The organism is Alteromonas sp. Mac1, assembly GCF_001562125.1.
Classification (GTDB): domain Bacteria; phylum Pseudomonadota; class Gammaproteobacteria; order Enterobacterales; family Alteromonadaceae; genus Alteromonas; species Alteromonas stellipolaris.
On record NZ_CP013932.1, the window covers coordinates 4494987 to 4511670 of the forward strand.

A 16684-nucleotide genomic window follows, 5' to 3' on the forward strand; every position below is an offset into this window, starting at 1 on the left:
ACGCTTAGCATCACCACTGTATCAGTCGCTCTTAGCTATTTTTAGCTAAACAATGGGCGGTGATGCTAACGTTCTTTCGAACCGAGCAAACAAACTTCTTACACCGTTTTGGCTGCCCGGCTACGTTTTATCATACCTATCACACCGGTAGTGAGTGCCACACCTGTTAATATCATTACCCCACCAATAATGGTTTGTAACGACAAGTGTTCTTGCAAAAACAATACGCCCCAAATAATACCAAATAATGGCACCATGTAGGCCACCGATATCGCTTTTGCTGGGCCCACATTCGCTATTAGTTTGAAATACAAAATGTAAGCAATAGCAGTACCTAAAATGGCGAGCGCCACGGCATTTAACCATGCGTTAGTACTTGGCATAGTGGCTGGTAATGTACTTAGCGCGAAAGGCGCTAACATAATAGATGCCATTGCTTGGCTTCCAGTAGCCACCACTAAAGGCCGCACGCCTTGCAGCCACCGTTTCATCATGCTGGCCGCAATGCCGTAGCAGGTAGTGGCAAGTAAAGCGGTTAGAATAGGCACAAAGCTAGTATCACCTTCCCCTAACTTTTGCTGGCTTATAACCGTTACCCCTAAAAACCCAAGCGCTAATCCGGCGATAGCAGTGGGAGTAAGCTTGTCACCCAGCCATAGCCACGCCACTAACGCGCCAAACATTGGCGCAGTCGCGTTTAAAATGGCATTAACCCCAGCTTCTAAATGCAAACTGCTGTAATTAAATAATACAAAGGGCACAGCAGTATTCGCTAGCCCTACTAATGCAATGGGGAACCAATACCTAAAAATTTGATTCACGCCACCGGTCATCATTAAAATAGGTAATAGCACACAGGTAGCAAGCACGGTACGAATTGCTACCAGTACATAAATACCAAACTCAGGCGCCGCCACCCGCATAAAAATAAATGAGCCGCCCCAAATAGACGCTAATAATAATAGTGCAGCAATATCTCTTAAGCCCATAGTACGCCTTGCGCCCCTTCTAATTTCAATAAATATTGCTTACGTTCAAGCCCACCTGCGTATCCCGTTAGGGTTTTATTGCTTCCTATAACTCGGTGACATGGTACCACTATCGCAATAGGGTTGCGCCCATTGGCCATACCCACGGCACGGACCGCTTTAGGATTATTTAGCTTATTGGCAATATCTGCATAACTGGCGGTTTCGCCATAAGGGATATCGCATAACGCCTTCCATACCGCCTGCTGAAATGCAGTGCCTTTGGTATCAAAAGGTAAGTCGAATTGGGTGAGGCTACCATTAAAATAAGCCGCTAACTGTGCTTTCGCTGTTTCAGTAAGGTCATTACTGTGAACGCCGCCATCAACGTCAGCATTAACGCTATCAACAAAAGTAATGGCACTAATTCCTTTGCTAGTAGCTGCTATTTCAATAAGCCCTTGTGGTGACTCAAGGTAGCTTTTGCATACTGTCATGACTTATTCCTACTGATAAATGTATACCCAAAAACACGTTAACTATTACTCAACTGCCACAATTGTAGTGTTAAGTAGCTTTGCCATGGCGCCGCCTCTTGCGGCAACACCGGATACTTCTCGGCCATTTTTCTTATAATAAGGTCGCCAGCCAAATACACATCAGGATCACGTTCACCTCGCATCTTAAGGTAATCTAGTGTCCATTGACCAACGCCTTTGATTGACAATATTTCATCATAAGTAGGCTGGTTACCGTTACAAAATAGCACCGCAAAATTACGAAGTGCATGCTTACGAGCATTTGGCATGCGCAAAAAAGCTAAATCACTGTTTGCCACCGCTTCGGGTTCAGGAAAGCAATAATGTTGGTTTGGCTCAACAGGCTCCTCAGTGACTACCGCCCCTAAATGCTGTGCAAGCAGCCCCGCTTGATTGATTGCCGCTTTTACACTGACTTGTTGCCCTACAATAGCTCTGCATCCACTTTCAAATACGGTCCAGGTACCAGGAAGGCGCAACCCTTTAGTCAGTAAGTTATCAGGCAAGCCCGCTGCTAATAGCGATTTTTCAATTAACTCTGGGGCGGCATGTAAATCGAGCAGCTGCTTTATTTGTTCAACCGTTTTGTACACGTAAGCTAAATTTGGCAAACGCATTTTTACATCGAAGCCATTTGCGCGGTCGTTGAAAGTCGCACTGATAAATCCCGATTCGCCTTTAACACTGATATACCGGCTATAGGTATTTTCGAACACCATTTCTACGCCCCGAATAGCCCGCAGGGCAAGAAAATCTCTGACTTGCGGCCAATGGTAAGGAGGCCTGAAGTGTAACCTAAGGGATATTTCAGGTAGTGCAGAATGGCGTTTACTTCGTAATTCGGTAGGCGTTTTTTTGCAATAAGTTTGCACTGCCCGCTGAAGCTGCCTTGTAGAGGCGTACCCCGCGCTAAAAGCAATATCAGTAAGCGTCATGGTGGACTGCTGGAGCAGCTGCTTTGCAAATAACACCCGTTGCAAATCTTGATATTGTTTAGGAGACAACCCCGTATGCGACACCATGAGTTTATTTAAGTAACGCTCACTTATACCCAATCGGCTTGAAATGGTGGATATAGACTGCACGGGTATATCACTTAATAGCGTTAGCGCTCTTGTCACTGTTGTGCCTACACCTAACCATGCAAAAGAAGACGGGGCGCTATCTGGCCTGCATCGTAAACAGGGACGAAAGCCATCACTCATGGCTTTAGCAGCATGGTTATAGTAGGCCACGTTCTTTTCATCAGGCAATTTGGCAGGGCAAATTGGCCGGCAAAATATACCTGTGGTTTTCACCGCCACAAAAAAGCGGCCATCAAAACGGGCATCTCTACTTACCCTAGCTTTAGCGTAAGTATCGCGGTGCTCATTGTCTACATGCGCTGAATCTTTTATGTCCGTGTTCATACTATCGCTCGGGTTGATGTGCGGGTTTAAACCGTCACTGCGCTATTACGATTCAATTGTATCCTGTTCCCCTGGTAAGGGTGCGACAAAATCGGAACTGACAGTAAAATATCAGTAGAGTTGATAATCGCCACTAGCAACCGCATAATGGTGTAAAAATAATAGTGCCTGCCACCTTTGGGGTGCGCCCTTACTGAGCCCAATTCATGTTGCAAACCACGCGCAATTTAGTACCGCGCCTGATTAGAATTAGCCTATTCTTTTTCACGCTTATCGTGACATTTCCCGCATTAAGCGCCGATTGGCTTTCTGATTACGCCAACTATGTGCAGCGCGAAGCCGCAAAATATAATGTGCCCGGCTATACCTTTGTTTATTACGAGCAAGGCAAGACACCACAAGTATATGTTTATGGCAGAACTCACAAAGGTGGAAAGCGCATTACTGAAGACACGGTCTTTCGCCTAGCCTCGGTATCAAAAACTTTCACCGCCCTACTTTCTGCCAAACTGGTTGAGCAACAGCGCTTACATTGGGATACCCCCATTTCTACCCTATTACCTGACATACCTTTCAATGTAGAAGGTATGGAAACATTGCAGCTTCAGCATATTGTGGGGCAATCTAGCGGCTTTATGCCCAATGCCTACGACAACTTAATTGAAGCTGATTATTCATTGCAGCGGGTGTTAACCTCATTGAGTGAGCTCGACCCATTGTGCATACCTGGCGAGTGCTACACCTACCAAAATGCGCTGTTTGGGGCGCTCGAGTATTATCTAACGAACAACTACTCATCTTATTCTCGGGAAGTACAAACACAGCTCTTTACTCCGCTGGGCATGAATACAGCAAGCGTAGGAAAAGGCGGATTGCTTGCGTCTGCTTCATGGGCGCGCCCACATATTGCTATTGCTAGAGACAGATGGCGTGAAGGCGCAGTTGAAAGCAACTACTACCGTTTTTCACCTGCTGCGGGTGTAAACGCCAGCATAACTGACATGACTATTTACTTGCAGGCTTTGCTCGGCGAATTCCCTACGGTGATCTCACCTGACATGATTGATGAAGTCACTACACCACGAGTTAAAACCCAGCGGGAAACGAGACGCAGGGGTTGGCGTGGCATGCTAAAAGACGCCCATTATGGACTAGGCTGGCGAGTTTATAATTTTGACGGCAAGCGTATTAACTATCATGGTGGTTGGGTAAAAGGGTATCGTGCCGATGTGGCATTTGCGCCGGATTATAAAACCGGATATGTGATGCTAATGAATGCCGAGTCGAACATGATTAATTCCACTACGGCTGAGTTTTGGAAGCGGTATTTTAAGCAGGCTGAAGCTAAAGATTAGAATGACGCTTAAAACCCATTTTCTATTACGGGTTAAAAGCGCCATCATGCGTAAGGTTTACGTTAAAGCGCCTAAATTACGGCTTTAAATAGGTATAACCGCTTAAGCAATTTTCATAAAAATCGGTCCAGCGAACCCCTTCTTTCGGATTAATTTTCCCACCCGACACTTGTCTATCGATAAGACGTTTCACATCAGATGCCATGGCACGTGGGTTGTATTGCATAATGTTCAGAACATCTTCTACTGAAGAGCCTTTCACCACTTCTTCAATGTAAAAGTCTTCTGGATCGTCATCGTAACTAAAGATGTGAACTTCATTCAAACGACCAAACAAGTTGTGCATATCACCCATTACATCCTGATACGCGCCTGTTAGAAATAGGCCAATATAGTAAGGCTCATCTTTCTTAAGCGGGTGCATCGGCAATACATCGGTAATTTCACGGCCAATCGAAAACTGATCAATCTTGCCGTCACTGTCACAGGTAATATCAACCAATGAACAGTTCACCGTAGGCTTTTCATTCATACGCGTAAGCGGCACTACGGGAAGCAGTTGGTCAATGGCCCATGTATCAGCGGCAGACTGAAATACCGAGAAGTTACACAAGTATTGCGACGACAAGCTGTAATCTAATTCTTGCAGTTCTTCCGGTACATATTCTTCTTTGCGATACCATACTTGCAAACGCGCCATGATATCCCAGTAAAGGGTTTCAATTTTTGCCAATTCTTCCAATGACAATACGCGCAACTTAAAAGCACCGAGCGCCTGTTCTTTATATTGCGATGCATCGTTATACACTTCGTGCATATTGGTTTGATTTTCGAAATCGTCTGACAACTCACGCATATTTTTTAGAAATACATGTTCGTTTTCATTTTCAGATGTATCGATTTGTGCCGCATTCGACTTAATTTCGCCTACAATTTCTGTCACTACACAACTGTGGTGTGCGGTAATAGCTCGGCCACTTTCACTCACTAAATTAGGATGCGGAACGCCTTCTAGGTCGCACATCTCTTTCATGCCGTAAACCACGTCGGCGACGTATTCTTGCATGCTGTAGTTGCGTGAAGACTCGTTAGTAGAATTGCTACCATCGTAATCAATACCTAAGCCGCCACCTACATCAACATAATCTAGCGGGAAGCCCATTTTATGTAAATCGGCATAAATACGCGCGCCTTCGGTCATAGCCTCTTTTACTGCGCGAATATCGGTTAGCTGACTACCAATGTGGAAATGCAGTAACTTAAGGCAATGAGACATGCCTTGTTCTTCAAGATAACGGGCAGTTTTAATAATTTCTGTGATGGTAAGACCAAATTTGGCGCGTTCGCCACCCGAGCTTTCCCATTTACCACGGCCTTTAACCGTCATTTTAGCGCGCACGCCAATAATAGGGTCTATTTTCAGCTCTTTAGACACTTTTACCAACAGCAATAGCTCACTGTACTTTTCAACCACCACTACTATTTTGCGACCAAGCTTTCGACCTAATAATGCTAGGCGCATAAACTCGTCGTCTTTATAACCGTTTAGGATGGTCAGAGAATCTTCGTTGGTGTTCATGGCCAGTACGGTAAGCAGTTCAGCTTTTGAGCCCGCTTCTAAACCATAGTTAAAAGGTGCACCTGCCTCTACAATTTCTTCTACCACTTCACGCATCTGGTTTACTTTTACCGGATACACACCTTGGTAAAGGCCTTTGTATTCAGCTTCTTCAATAGAGCTGCGAAATGCTTTGTTCAAACTAGCGACTTGAGAGCGCAGAATATCGTGAAAACGAACCACTACAGGGAATTGAACCCCTTCTTTTCGAATCTCTTCGACAACCGATTTAAAATCGATACGAATACTGGGATCATCAGGAACTGGAGTCACATGCACGTTACCATTTTCACCAACTTGAAAATAGCCGCCACCCCATTGAGACACGCCATAGACGCGCTCTGCTTCTTCAATGCTCCAATCTGACAATGTAGTCACCTTTTTAAAACTATGCTGAACGCTGTGGTTCAGAAATTAATGCGAAATAGGGCGGTATTATAGACAACGTATAGTGTGGCGCTACGTAAAATATCGATTGTCTCGACTAATTTTGTTTATCGACAGCACTCGCCGCAACCCAATCCTGAACATAGGCCTTAGTTTCAATATCAAACACCAAGTCTACCCGTGACATAAACGAATCATGGTCTTTGGTACGGTGCAATGTGAAGTTTTGCTCATTAAAGAATTTTGCGGCTATGTGGTCGGCTACCGTTTCGCCATCTTCAAGCCATGTTTCACTAAGTTGATTGCGCCTATCTAATTGTATGGGTGCTTTCATTTTCGCAAAAGACACTGAATTAGGCACTTCCCACGTACGCATATCTACGATGATATGAAAGGCTTTTCCTCGCCTCGCTTTAAGTGTGTCACCAAAAGCTGCTAGATATTGAATGTTGGTATTCATATCCCAACGCCCGCGCAGTGTTACCAAAATAAGATCTTGAAACACTTCAATGTGATAATGCTGTTTTGACATCTGACTAACTGCAATCCCTTTCAATAGCTCGACTAAAGTAGCATGTGCAATGGTAAAGGTGATTATTGTCGTTGTACAAGAAATGTCTCATCTTTTTCGCTGAAAAAAATGGTGCTTACTGGCAGGTAAATTTAGTGGAAAAAAATAAACTAAATAAAAAAGAAACAAAAGCTTATATGTAGCATCTATCACTGAGAGCATAGACAGTAGCAGGCATTTTCATACCTGCCACTGATATTTTATACCTTAATCGTCACCAAACTCTCTCACGATGCTGTTAATGGTTTCTTTTGCATCGCCCAATACCATACGGGTGTTATCTTTAAAGAAGAGCGGGTTATCTACACCAGCAAAACCAGCATTTGCAGAACGCTTAAGCACAAACACGGTTTTAGCCCGATACGCTTCAATAACCGGCATACCGTAAATGGGGCTACCTTTCATTTCTTTCGCGGCAGGGTTAACCACATCGTTAGCCCCAATAACAATAACCACGTCGTAGTTTTCCATACGCGGATTAACGTCATCCATTTCGTACAATTGGTCATACGGAACATCGGCTTCGGCGAGTAGAACATTCATGTGGCCCGGCATACGCCCTGCTACCGCGTGAATGGCGTAATCTACCGTGCATCCGTTCTCTTCCAATAATGACTGCATTTCACGAACTGCATGCTGTGCTTGCGCTACCGCCATACCGTAACCTGGAACAACCAATACTGACTGTGCCGCTTCTAATACATAAAATGCGTCTTGGGCAGACAAAATCTTAATTTCGCCTTCAATTTTTTCACCCGCTTCTACAGGCTTCGAAAACCCAGATAACAACACGTTCATTAACGAACGATTCATCGCCTTACACATAATATTCGTGAGAATAAGACCTGAAGCCCCCACCAATAGGCCCGTAACAATTAAGATTGTATTACCGGTTGCCAAACCTGCCGCCGTAGCTGCTACCCCTGAATAACTATTCAATAAGGCAATAACCACTGGCATATCGGCACCACCAATAGAGATAGTTGCCCACAGGCCGAAGCTTAGCGCCAGCGCAATAGCGCAATACAGCCACAAGGTATTTTGAGGTTCTGTGGTAAAAAAGTACCCTACAACCAGCATAGCAATAAGATGCAGTACGCTAAGCTCGCGAAGACCGGTGAAAATAACGGCTTTAGATGACATTTTGCCTGACAACTTACCCCACGCTACCACGGAGCCAGAGAAAGTAACGCCCCCCACTAAAATAGTGAAGAACAAGGTAATGTATGTAAACGCAGTGGCGGTTTGAAGAGCAACCATGCTCATACCAGACAACGTAGCCCAACCAAGCAATAATGAGGCTGCACCACCAAATCCGTTAAACAATGAGACCATTTCTGGCATGGCTGTCATTTCAACCGACTTGGCTTTCCAAGCACCAAAGGCTCCACCAATCACAACGCCTAATATAATCCATTGGTAAGTGATAATTTGCTGGTCGAGCAATGTCACTACAACAGCAATCAACATACCTACAGCAGAAACAAAATTACCTCGTTTTGCTGTATCTGGATGGCTAAGTAATTTTAGACCTAAAATAAATAACGCTGCGGCTACAACGTACGCAAGATTGATTATGGTTTCGATATCATTCACTTGCATACTCCTTATTTTTTATCTTTCTTTTTGAACATGCTAAGCATGCGATCGGTTACCAAGTAACCACCCACAACGTTTATGCTAGCAAGCGCTACTGCCGCCGTCCCTAATACCGTGGTCAACACATTGTTGTCGCCACCAGACGCGGCCAATGCGCCCACTAACGTAATACCTGAAATAGCATTAGAGCCCGACATTAATGGCGTGTGTAAAGTCGCTGGTACTTTGCGAATTAACTCAAACCCTAGAAAACCAGCAAGCAGCACAATAAACAGTAAATAGATAATCTCCATGATTACGCTCCTTTGTAGGCGTTGGTTAACATTTCGTTGGTAATTGCGCCGTCATGAGCAATAACACAGCCTTTTAAAATATCGTCTTCTAAATTCAAACCAAAAGTGTTGCTTTCGGTGTCGTAAAATTCATCTACTAAGTTATAAATATTGTTCGCGTACATATCGGTGGCTGCGCGGGCAACCGCTTGGCTCCAGTTACCTGTGCCTATCACTGTTACGCCATTCACTTGTGCTACTTCACCCGCCACCGAACCTTCAACGTTACCGCCAGATTGGGCTGCCATATCGACCACCACACTACCGGGCTTCATTAGTGCCAAGGTATCTTTGCTAATTAACACCGGTGGTTTGCGACCAAATAGCTGTGCCGTGGTAATAACAATATCTGAATCAGCAATTGCATCACGCTGCGCGTCTTGCTGCTTGGCTTTTTGTTCATCGGTGAGTTCTTTGGCGTAGCCGTCTTTAGTTTGACCGGTTTCACCAATATCAATTTTAAGAAACTTGCCGCCCAAAGATTCCACTTGTTCTGCCACCACTGGGCGAGTGTCGTAAGCCAACACATTTGCGCCTAAGCGTTTTGCAGTCGCAATGGCTTGCAAGCCAGCCACACCGGCACCAATAATAAACACCTTAGCGGGCTTTATTGTGCCCGACGGCGTCATCATCATAGGTAATATAGAAGGTAGGTAGTTCGCCGCTTGCATCACCATGACATAACCGGCAAGGCTCGCTTGTGAACTTAGCGCGTCCATTTTTTGGGCTCGAGATGAGCGAGGGATCATTTCAACTGAAATAGCCGTTAAGCCTTTGTTTGCTATTGACTCAACCAGCGGTTGCTCAAAGAAAGGGTCAAGATGGCCAACCACAATGGCCCCTTTTTTCATCACCGACAGTTGGGATTCAGCCGGCTTGTTTACGCTTACAAGCATATCGGCTGTTGATAATGCACTATTCACATCATCAATAATAATTCCACCTACATCCACATATTCTTTATCGGCATATCCCGATAATAAACCCGCCCCACTTTCTATGTGAAGCTCAGCCCCTTTTTTAACCAAGCGTTGCACGCTTGATGGGGTTACTGCACAGCGCTTCTCCACATTTGATAGTGGCATCGGTATTTTCGATTCGTTTAATACTATGATTTTCACACGCTTCTCCTCACGTCCAGGCTCCACGAGAATGACATCCTTTATAGATGAACAAGCCATTTTATTCACTTATGCTTAACATGCCTTTTGGAAATCAAAACTATTTTCATCCCTCATTTACGCTAAAACATTATTCTAAAAAGCCATAAATGTTGCATCAATCGATGGCCACTTTTATGACTCAGCAAAGGAACTTACGGCATTTGCACATACTCAACTAGTATTATTTAGCTACGAGTCATAACTAGAATTTATATAGGATTGGCATAGCGGGAATTAATACAGTTCGGCTAGAGTATTAATTTTATGAATTAATAAGTATTGAATTTAGTATTAGTAGGCAGTGGAGCTAGATTTTCATTACAAATATTTAAAACATGCCACGTGATCGCGCTACACTCAGCTAATGTAATAACCCTATTCGTTTATAAAGAGAAGCTCCTATGTTCGGCATGTTTAAATCGAGTCCAACTAAGAAGATGCGAAAGCAGTACGATACTTTGCTAGAAAAAGCCATGCTGGCACAACGCAACGGTGATATGAAAAGCTACGCTAAAATAACCGAAGAGTCGGAAACCTTATGGAGTGAAATACAAGCTATAGAGAAAGGCGCCAAATAAAAATAGGTTCGCTATCGACCGTACTCTCTTACAGGTTACAATAGCCACATTATTTTACGGTATTGCATAATGCGAATTGTGTGATGCCTAGCTGTTGCGGGTTTGTGTAATGAGTAAGTGTTTTCTTTTTTGTTTAGCAACTATGGTTAGCCTAGCAATGTTCCAGCCTTCTGCGCATGCAATGAATGCTGGACGTTACTACTATTTTATTTCTGATAGTTGCATACCTAAAGGCCCACAAACCCCGGAAGAGCGCGGTGTTGTTACCCCTGATATAATGCTTTTTGAGGTGCTACCCGCCGGCATCAGCGATTACATGATAAACATGAATACCGCAGCCTTGATTAACTACAATAAAGAAGGCCAAGACTACCTGACAGGGCTAGAAGAAGAGCAGGTATACACCGCAGGCCAAGTAGCGCAAAACACAAAGTATACTCAACACGATTTTATGTTGCAGCGCGAAGCCATTGGACTAAAAACGCTAATTAACATTCTTAATGCGTTTTCTCAGCATCAAGCTGACAAAGGCTATTTTTATAAAAAACTGCTCTCAATTACCGACCCCAGTACTCGATTTAAAGCCGTTACCCGAGTGCGCCTTACCGACGTAGCTCAAAATAATAAGATGCAATTAACAGAGTATGCCTCACGCTACTACGTATTAGATAGCCAAGGTACAGCGTCTAGCACTCCATTTATTGAAGTAGACCACGGCAAAGCGTTACGTGAAGATATTCATAGCACTAACAGCCCTTACCGTATATATACCAAACATGGCGTTTGCGGCGAGCGCTGGGTGCCGTAACGTAGGATGTGAGTAGTTGGGTTTAGTTGCGATGCTCCTGATTGCTATAAGCCTAGTTTCGATAGAGGGTTTTTATTAAATGGTAGCCAAAGCGGGTTTTAACTGGCCCGTGTACCTTTAACACTTCTTTTTTAAACACCACATCATCGAATGCTTTTACCATTTGACCACGGCGGAACTCACCTAAATCGCCGCCTTTCTTCCCCGAAGGACAAGTAGAATGGCGCTTTGCTAAGGTACTAAAATCTTTGCCTTTTTTAAGCTGCTCTAATATCGCAAAAGCTTCTTTTTCAGTCTTAACCAGAATATGTAACGCGGATGCAGATGCCATGAAGATGCCTATTATTTAATTGCTATACCGCGCAAGTATACCGCATTCGCTACCTTGCGTTTGCACGAGCTAAAAAGATACTTCTATAGATTAATAATCGCGCTTCACACTGCCATGTAACCTCATTGGGCAAGCAAACTGCCAATACCACGCTAAAATTGTATTAAGGGTATTACTTACGTTAAGGCAGGAGAGGCATTGTGGGCCAGCAAATTGTATTGCGATATACCTGTATATGCGCCTAATTGTTTTCCTATTATTTTTCGCATTGTTTTTTGCGCCTTTAATCGTGCAAGCTGACAAGTGCGGTGACACAAGCTGCCTAATGACACGCCCTAACCCCGATGGCATAGAAATAAGAATACGCCCCATAAACCCAGGCGCATATACGTGTTTTATTCGCTGGGAAAACTACCAATATATCGAGACCATTAACCTAGAATCTAAGCCTTACCTTTTAAAAGATAAATATGATTTAAGCGGCGTTAGATGGCGCTGCGACGATGCCAACACCTGCCCAAATTGGATGAAATACGCCGGTTTGTGTCGTGGTAAATAGGCACGTTTTTTTTTGCGCTTAACCATGTCTTTTGCTCCCTCGTTGTGCGGCGTCTTTTTTAATCAGAACACAAATTCACTATTCTCAAACCACCCACTTATGATATGTTATATTATAACAATATAAACCTTAATAATTGTGGGTGAATTCTGATGAACAACGCTAAACTCCCCGTTACCGTGCTGTCTGGTTTTTTAGGCGCAGGCAAAACGACGGTGCTCAGTCACATTCTTAATAACCGCGAAGGCAAACGTGTAGCCGTTATCGTCAATGACATGAGTGAAGTGAACATAGACGCATCCATCGTTAAAAACGGTGTTTCCCTGAACCACAGTGAAGAAAAGCTGGTTGAAATGAGCAACGGCTGCATTTGCTGTACTTTGCGTGAAGATTTGCTGCTAGAGGTCAATCGGTTGGCGGCAACGGGCAGCTTCGATTATTTGTTGATTGAGTCTACGGGCATATCAGAACCACTTCCTGTGGCAGAAACCTTCACCTTTGCCGATGAAGACGGCGTGTCGTTATCAGATATTGCTAGCTTAGATACTATGGTGACCGTGGTTGATGCAGTTAACTTCAGTAAAGACTACGAAGAAGCCAAATATTTACAAGAAACCGGTGAGTCTCTTGGCGAAGAAGACGAGCGTAGTGTGGCTGATTTGCTTGTTGACCAAGTAGAGTTTGCCGACGTTATTCTTATCAGCAAAACAGATTTGGTTGATGAAACTCATTTAGCTAATTTAACCGCCATTTTGAAAAGCTTAAATACGTCGGCAAAAATTATTCCCATAAATAAAGGCAATATCGATATTGATGAGGTGTTAGGCACACAACTATTCAATTTCGAAAAAGCCCAGCTTGCCCCAGGCTGGCTTAAGGAAATGCGCGGCGAACACACACCTGAAACCGAAGAGTATGGCATTAGCAGCTTTAGCTATCATGCACGCCGCCCCTTTCACCCGCAAAAATTCTATAACTTTTTACATACCACCGAAAATTATGGAAAGTTATTGCGCTCTAAAGGTTACTTTTGGTTAGCCTCGCGGCCTGAGTGTGCAGGTCAATGGAGCCAAGCGGGTGGTATTGCCCATTACGGCTACGGCGGTATGTTTTGGAAGGCGCTTCCTAAGTCTGAGTGGCCTGAAGACGAAGCGTACTTAGCCTCGATAGAAAAGCAATGGATGGAGCCTTTTGGCGATATGCGCCAAGAGTTAGTATTTATTGGGCAAAACCTAGATGAAGCTACCATTACCAAAACCCTTGATACTTGCCTGCTAGACGATGAGAGTCTTATAAAAGGGGTAGATTATTGGCGTACCCTGCCCGATCCATTTCCGCGTTGGGAGAGACTATAATGACACAAACGCTAGCTGCTAGCCCTTTAGCTGAAAGCGCCCCTGCAAGTACTGATACGCGCATTAAAAAGTCGAGTACATCAGTAGAGCCTATTGTGCTCACCGATATCTACAACGATGAGTGTAATATTGCAATTTGGCAGCGACATTTGGATTTCCCCTTTTTAGCCTCACTAACTACCTTTGTAAAAAATGGCGGCAAGCTCACTGCCGCAAGGCAGTTAAGTTCAGATTCAGCCGAGGCCTATATTCGCACCTTAGCCGATGACCAACCTTTTGCGCCTCAATTACATGCCTATATAGCAGAGCTCGTCGACATGTTTATCTGCCTGTTTGAAGCTAAAACCGTTGGCTTTAGATTATCTACGTTAGACAAAGCCATGTGCCCTCGTTTTCATGTTGATAGAGTACCTTGCCGGTTAGTGACTACTTTTGTTGGGCCTGGCAGTCAGTGGCTAGAACACAATAACACCGACCGCGAAATGCTAGGCCATAAAAGCGGTGCGTTAACCGATGACAATTCGGGTTTGTATCGCACAGCCCAAGATATACAAACTTTGGAAACAGGTGATGTGGCAATTTTAAAAGGAGAGTTGTGGCACGGTAATGAGAACGCTGGAATAGTGCATCGTTCACCACCGGTTTCTAGCAGCCAACCTCGTATTGTGATGACACTAGATTTGGTTGACTGATTGGTTGACTGTTCACGCAAGCTAATCGCATTCGTGTGTAAGTAGCAAGTGGTTGGCTTAGCATCAATACGCTAAGCCGACCGATTATAAACACGTAGAGTTTACGTTATTCAACTGCTTCAGGAACGCTGCATTTATAATGCTTGTAGATATCAAACTCACTAGCAGGCACTGGCTTTTGGAACAAATATCCCTGGCCATATTGGCAGTTTAGCTTCTGTAGCATTGCGTAACACATATCGGTTTCGATGCCTTCGGCTACCACCTCCATATCAAGCTCATGTCCCATTGCAATAATGGTGGTGGCAATCGTGTTGTTAGCGGGCATAAAGCTCTTGTCTATTTTTAACACATCAAAAGGTAAATTTTTAAGATAGCTTAAGCACGAGTAGCCCGTACCAAAATCATCGAGTAGCAGCTGAACACCAAGCTCAGATAGCCTGTACAGCGATGCTACACAGGCTTGCTCTTCCATAATGGCGATATTCTCGGTTACCTCTATATGTATACACTCTGCTGGCAACGATAAGCGGGCCAGAATATCTTCGAGTCTTTGCGCGAAATGCTGATCTTTAAGCTGATGTGAAGACACATTTATTGCCATGGCATGATGCGTAGCACCTGCTTCGTGCCACGCTTTGCATTGTTCACAGGCTTGTTGCAATACCCAATTCCCAATATCGATAATTTGCCCAGAATGCTCGGCAATAGGAATAAACTCATCTGGACCAATGGCTTCATTATCTGGATTTGTCCATCTTAATAGCGCTTCACTCCCTACAGTAACCCCGTCGACAAGCCTAACAATGGGCTGGTAAACCAAGCTGAACTCATTGTTGGCAATGGCATGATGCAGCTGATTAACCAGTTTTAGTTTGCGGTTTTGCTTAATGGCCGATAATTTATCAAATGCTTGATATTGGTTTTTGCCCGCATTTTTAGCTTGGTACATTGCAGTGTCAGCATGTTTTAGCAGCAATGAAGAATTAGAACCGTTTTGAGGGTAACAGGCTACACCTATACTGGCAGTGATATAGCAGTCGTTATTCGCAAGCTTCACAGGTTTACTGATAGCATCTAATATTCTATGAGCAATGAAATCAATGGTTTCAATTGATTCAAAACAATCAGTAACTGCCACAAATTCATCACCGCCGAAGCGAACCACCACATCGGTAGCACGAATTGCATCAGAAATTCGCTGCGCCATAGTGACTAGAAGCTTGTCGCCTAACGCGTGACCTAAGCTATCGTTTATATCTTTAAAGCGGTCGAGATCGATAAACATAACTGCGAAGGGCAAGTTACTACGCTCCGACATATTAATGGCTTTATCGATGGTGTGATCAAGCAAGTTTCTATTTGGCAAGCCCGTTAAAGTATCGGTATGTGCCAATGCTTTGTTACGCTTTTCACTTTGTGCCAGAGCATCCATCGCCTCTTCCCGGCTGGTTAAACCTGCAGATACAGCGCGGGAAATAAATGCAGCGAATAACAACACCACTATTGACGATAAAATAATAATTGAAAGGGTAATGTTGGCTACAAAATTTACGGTTTTTTCGACAGGCATCTCAAAATCAGAAGAGTTTGTTCTAAACTCCCTAAGCGATTTTACTATCTGATCTTGTAATGTTTTTCGACTAATATCACCCGCTTCATAATTAGCCAACGCAGCCAATGAGTTGTTAGCACTTTGAACGTCGCGAGTACAAATATCAATAACCGACTCAGTACCGATAATATTCATGATAAAACGTTCGGTATTTCCAATCATCGACAAGCAATTTAAAGGTTGCTGACGAATGTTGAGAATGGTTTGACGAATATCATCTAACTCAACAGAGTCTGGTTCTGAGAAGAGTTCTGCGGGCACAGAAATTTGATCACTTAATTCAGACGTATATTTGAAATGCCGAACATTTAATTGATGAAAGAAATTGCTGTGATTGAGTGTAAAAAAACACCAGACGAGTATTAGCGCAAAAACAAAAAACGTAAACGTCAATACAGGTAACGCCTTCCTTATGCCACTGTTTTTCACATCCATTGTTCAAACTGCTCTTTTTATACGTGCTCGCTGCAAGCAAGTCACTGTTCCATGTATGTACGCTAGCGGCGAACGATTATTTTTCAGAGTTATACTACTGAATTTATAGCAGGTAATCGTGCTTAAGCAAACGTACAGTAAGTTTTAAGATTTTTGTTATAAAGCATATATTAAATATTAGATACGCAGTGCATGTAAACAAAGACCAGTATCAGCTATGGAAGTTATGATAGAGAGCAGCAAGAAGAGACGTAGTAGAGTTATCGATAGAGTGAGTGGGTAAGTAATTAACTCGCTTTTTTTACGTATAAACAAGAAACCCTCCGAAATGGAGGGTTTCTTTTATATCTAGGTGCTTAAACAAACACCC

Annotated in this window: 16 protein-coding genes; 6 read left to right on the top strand and 10 right to left on the bottom strand. The window is 43.7% G+C overall.

The features are described 5' to 3' along the window. Positions 1–98: 98 nt before the first annotated feature. Genes AV939_RS19035 through AV939_RS19045 form a run of 3 tightly spaced genes read right to left on the bottom strand, consistent with a single transcriptional unit; the run spans position 99 to position 2916 of the window. Entirely contained in the window at positions 99–989 is an 891-nt protein-coding gene (locus tag AV939_RS19035) for a DMT family transporter (protein WP_061998062.1), read from the bottom strand. Further along, the gene (locus AV939_RS19040; RefSeq protein ID WP_057795374.1) at positions 980–1465 is read right to left on the bottom strand and encodes a methylated-DNA--[protein]-cysteine S-methyltransferase; all 486 of its coding nucleotides are present in this window, start codon (positions 1463–1465) and stop codon (positions 980–982) included. Before AV939_RS19040 ends, AV939_RS19035 begins: the two co-directional genes overlap by 10 nt. Positions 1466–1503: 38 nt before the next feature. Continuing rightward, the gene (locus AV939_RS19045; RefSeq protein ID WP_061998063.1) at positions 1504–2916 is read right to left on the bottom strand and encodes a DNA-3-methyladenine glycosylase 2 family protein; all 1413 of its coding nucleotides are present in this window, start codon (positions 2914–2916) and stop codon (positions 1504–1506) included. Positions 2917–3122: 206 nt separating this feature from the next. Between AV939_RS19045 and AV939_RS19050 the strand changes: the two genes are divergently transcribed. Further along, positions 3123–4271 (top strand): serine hydrolase domain-containing protein, encoded by a 1149-nt coding sequence (locus AV939_RS19050; protein ID WP_057795370.1) that lies wholly within the window; start codon positions 3123–3125, stop codon positions 4269–4271. A 76-nt stretch (positions 4272–4347) separates the two neighbouring features. Here AV939_RS19050 and speA read toward each other — a convergent pair whose 3' ends face one another. From speA to AV939_RS19075, 5 genes are all read right to left on the bottom strand, one after another. After that, positions 4348–6258, bottom strand: a complete 1911-nt coding sequence (speA, locus tag AV939_RS19055) for a biosynthetic arginine decarboxylase (protein WP_057795368.1) — start codon at positions 6256–6258, stop codon at positions 4348–4350. Between the two features lie 115 nt (positions 6259–6373). Beyond that, positions 6374–6808: a hypothetical protein gene (locus AV939_RS19060; protein WP_057795366.1), complete on the bottom strand. Its 435-nt coding sequence runs from the start codon at positions 6806–6808 to the stop codon at positions 6374–6376. Between the two features lie 246 nt (positions 6809–7054). Next, positions 7055–8443, bottom strand: coding sequence for an NAD(P)(+) transhydrogenase (Re/Si-specific) subunit beta (locus AV939_RS19065; RefSeq protein WP_082746103.1), 1389 nt, complete (start codon positions 8441–8443; stop codon positions 7055–7057). Positions 8444–8454: 11 nt separating this feature from the next. Further along, a complete protein-coding gene (locus tag AV939_RS19070) occupies positions 8455–8739 on the bottom strand; it encodes an NAD(P) transhydrogenase subunit alpha (RefSeq protein ID WP_013786518.1) in 285 nt (94 codons plus the stop codon). 2 nt (positions 8740–8741) lie between these two features. Continuing rightward, positions 8742–9899: an NAD(P) transhydrogenase subunit alpha gene (locus AV939_RS19075; RefSeq protein ID WP_061998065.1), complete on the bottom strand. Its 1158-nt coding sequence runs from the start codon at positions 9897–9899 to the stop codon at positions 8742–8744. 443 nt (positions 9900–10342) lie between these two features. Between AV939_RS19075 and AV939_RS20225 the strand changes: the two genes are divergently transcribed. Together AV939_RS20225 and AV939_RS19080 are read left to right on the top strand one after the other, a co-directional pair. After that, on the top strand, positions 10343–10519 hold the full coding sequence (locus AV939_RS20225; protein ID WP_138118173.1) for a DUF6435 family protein: 177 nt from the start codon (positions 10343–10345) through the stop codon (positions 10517–10519). 109 nt (positions 10520–10628) lie between these two features. After that, complete coding sequence (locus AV939_RS19080; protein WP_061998066.1) at positions 10629–11327, top strand: hypothetical protein; 699 nt, start codon at positions 10629–10631, stop codon at positions 11325–11327. Between the two features lie 52 nt (positions 11328–11379). Here the strand turns inward: AV939_RS19080 and ppiC are convergent, their stop codons facing one another. Then, the gene (gene ppiC, locus AV939_RS19085) at positions 11380–11658 is read right to left on the bottom strand and encodes a peptidylprolyl isomerase PpiC (protein ID WP_013786522.1); all 279 of its coding nucleotides are present in this window, start codon (positions 11656–11658) and stop codon (positions 11380–11382) included. A 325-nt stretch (positions 11659–11983) separates the two neighbouring features. On the opposite strand from ppiC, the gene AV939_RS19090 reads away from it, so the two are divergent. The 3 genes from AV939_RS19090 (at position 11984) to AV939_RS19100 (ending at position 14264) form a co-directional block, all read left to right on the top strand. Then, entirely contained in the window at positions 11984–12217 is a 234-nt protein-coding gene (locus AV939_RS19090; RefSeq protein ID WP_156454656.1) for a hypothetical protein, read from the top strand. A 152-nt stretch (positions 12218–12369) separates the two neighbouring features. Continuing rightward, entirely contained in the window at positions 12370–13572 is a 1203-nt protein-coding gene (gene zigA, locus AV939_RS19095) for a zinc metallochaperone GTPase ZigA (RefSeq protein WP_061998068.1), read from the top strand. Continuing rightward, positions 13572–14264, top strand: coding sequence for a DUF1826 domain-containing protein (locus AV939_RS19100; RefSeq protein WP_061998069.1), 693 nt, complete (start codon positions 13572–13574; stop codon positions 14262–14264). The genes zigA and AV939_RS19100 overlap by 1 nt, the downstream gene beginning before the upstream one ends. A 106-nt stretch (positions 14265–14370) precedes the next feature. Here the strand turns inward: AV939_RS19100 and AV939_RS19105 are convergent, their stop codons facing one another. After that, complete coding sequence (locus tag AV939_RS19105) at positions 14371–16140, bottom strand: putative bifunctional diguanylate cyclase/phosphodiesterase (RefSeq protein WP_197427686.1); 1770 nt, start codon at positions 16138–16140, stop codon at positions 14371–14373. Positions 16141–16684 lie beyond the last annotated feature (544 nt).

What these genes read in the sequence shown, in the direction of transcription:
- AV939_RS19035 (WP_061998062.1), bottom strand. Translation starts at nt 989, where the DNA reads ATGGGCTTAAGAGATATTGCTGCACTATTATTATTAGCGTCTATTTGG.
- AV939_RS19040 (WP_057795374.1), bottom strand. Translation starts at nt 1,465, where the DNA reads ATGACAGTATGCAAAAGCTACCTTGAGTCACCACAAGGGCTTATTGAA.
- AV939_RS19045 (WP_061998063.1), bottom strand. Translation starts at nt 2,916, where the DNA reads ATGAACACGGACATAAAAGATTCAGCGCATGTAGACAATGAGCACCGC.
- AV939_RS19050 (WP_057795370.1), top strand. Translation starts at nt 3,123, where the DNA reads ATGTTGCAAACCACGCGCAATTTAGTACCGCGCCTGATTAGAATTAGC.
- AV939_RS19060 (WP_057795366.1), bottom strand. Translation starts at nt 6,808, where the DNA reads ATGTCAAAACAGCATTATCACATTGAAGTGTTTCAAGATCTTATTTTG.
- AV939_RS19070 (WP_013786518.1), bottom strand. Translation starts at nt 8,739, where the DNA reads ATGGAGATTATCTATTTACTGTTTATTGTGCTGCTTGCTGGTTTTCTA.
- AV939_RS20225 (WP_138118173.1), top strand. Translation starts at nt 10,343, where the DNA reads ATGTTCGGCATGTTTAAATCGAGTCCAACTAAGAAGATGCGAAAGCAG.
- AV939_RS19080 (WP_061998066.1), top strand. Translation starts at nt 10,629, where the DNA reads ATGAGTAAGTGTTTTCTTTTTTGTTTAGCAACTATGGTTAGCCTAGCA.
- ppiC (WP_013786522.1), bottom strand. Translation starts at nt 11,658, where the DNA reads ATGGCATCTGCATCCGCGTTACATATTCTGGTTAAGACTGAAAAAGAA.
- AV939_RS19090 (WP_156454656.1), top strand. Translation starts at nt 11,984, where the DNA reads ATGACACGCCCTAACCCCGATGGCATAGAAATAAGAATACGCCCCATA.
- zigA (WP_061998068.1), top strand. Translation starts at nt 12,370, where the DNA reads ATGAACAACGCTAAACTCCCCGTTACCGTGCTGTCTGGTTTTTTAGGC.
- AV939_RS19100 (WP_061998069.1), top strand. Translation starts at nt 13,572, where the DNA reads ATGACACAAACGCTAGCTGCTAGCCCTTTAGCTGAAAGCGCCCCTGCA.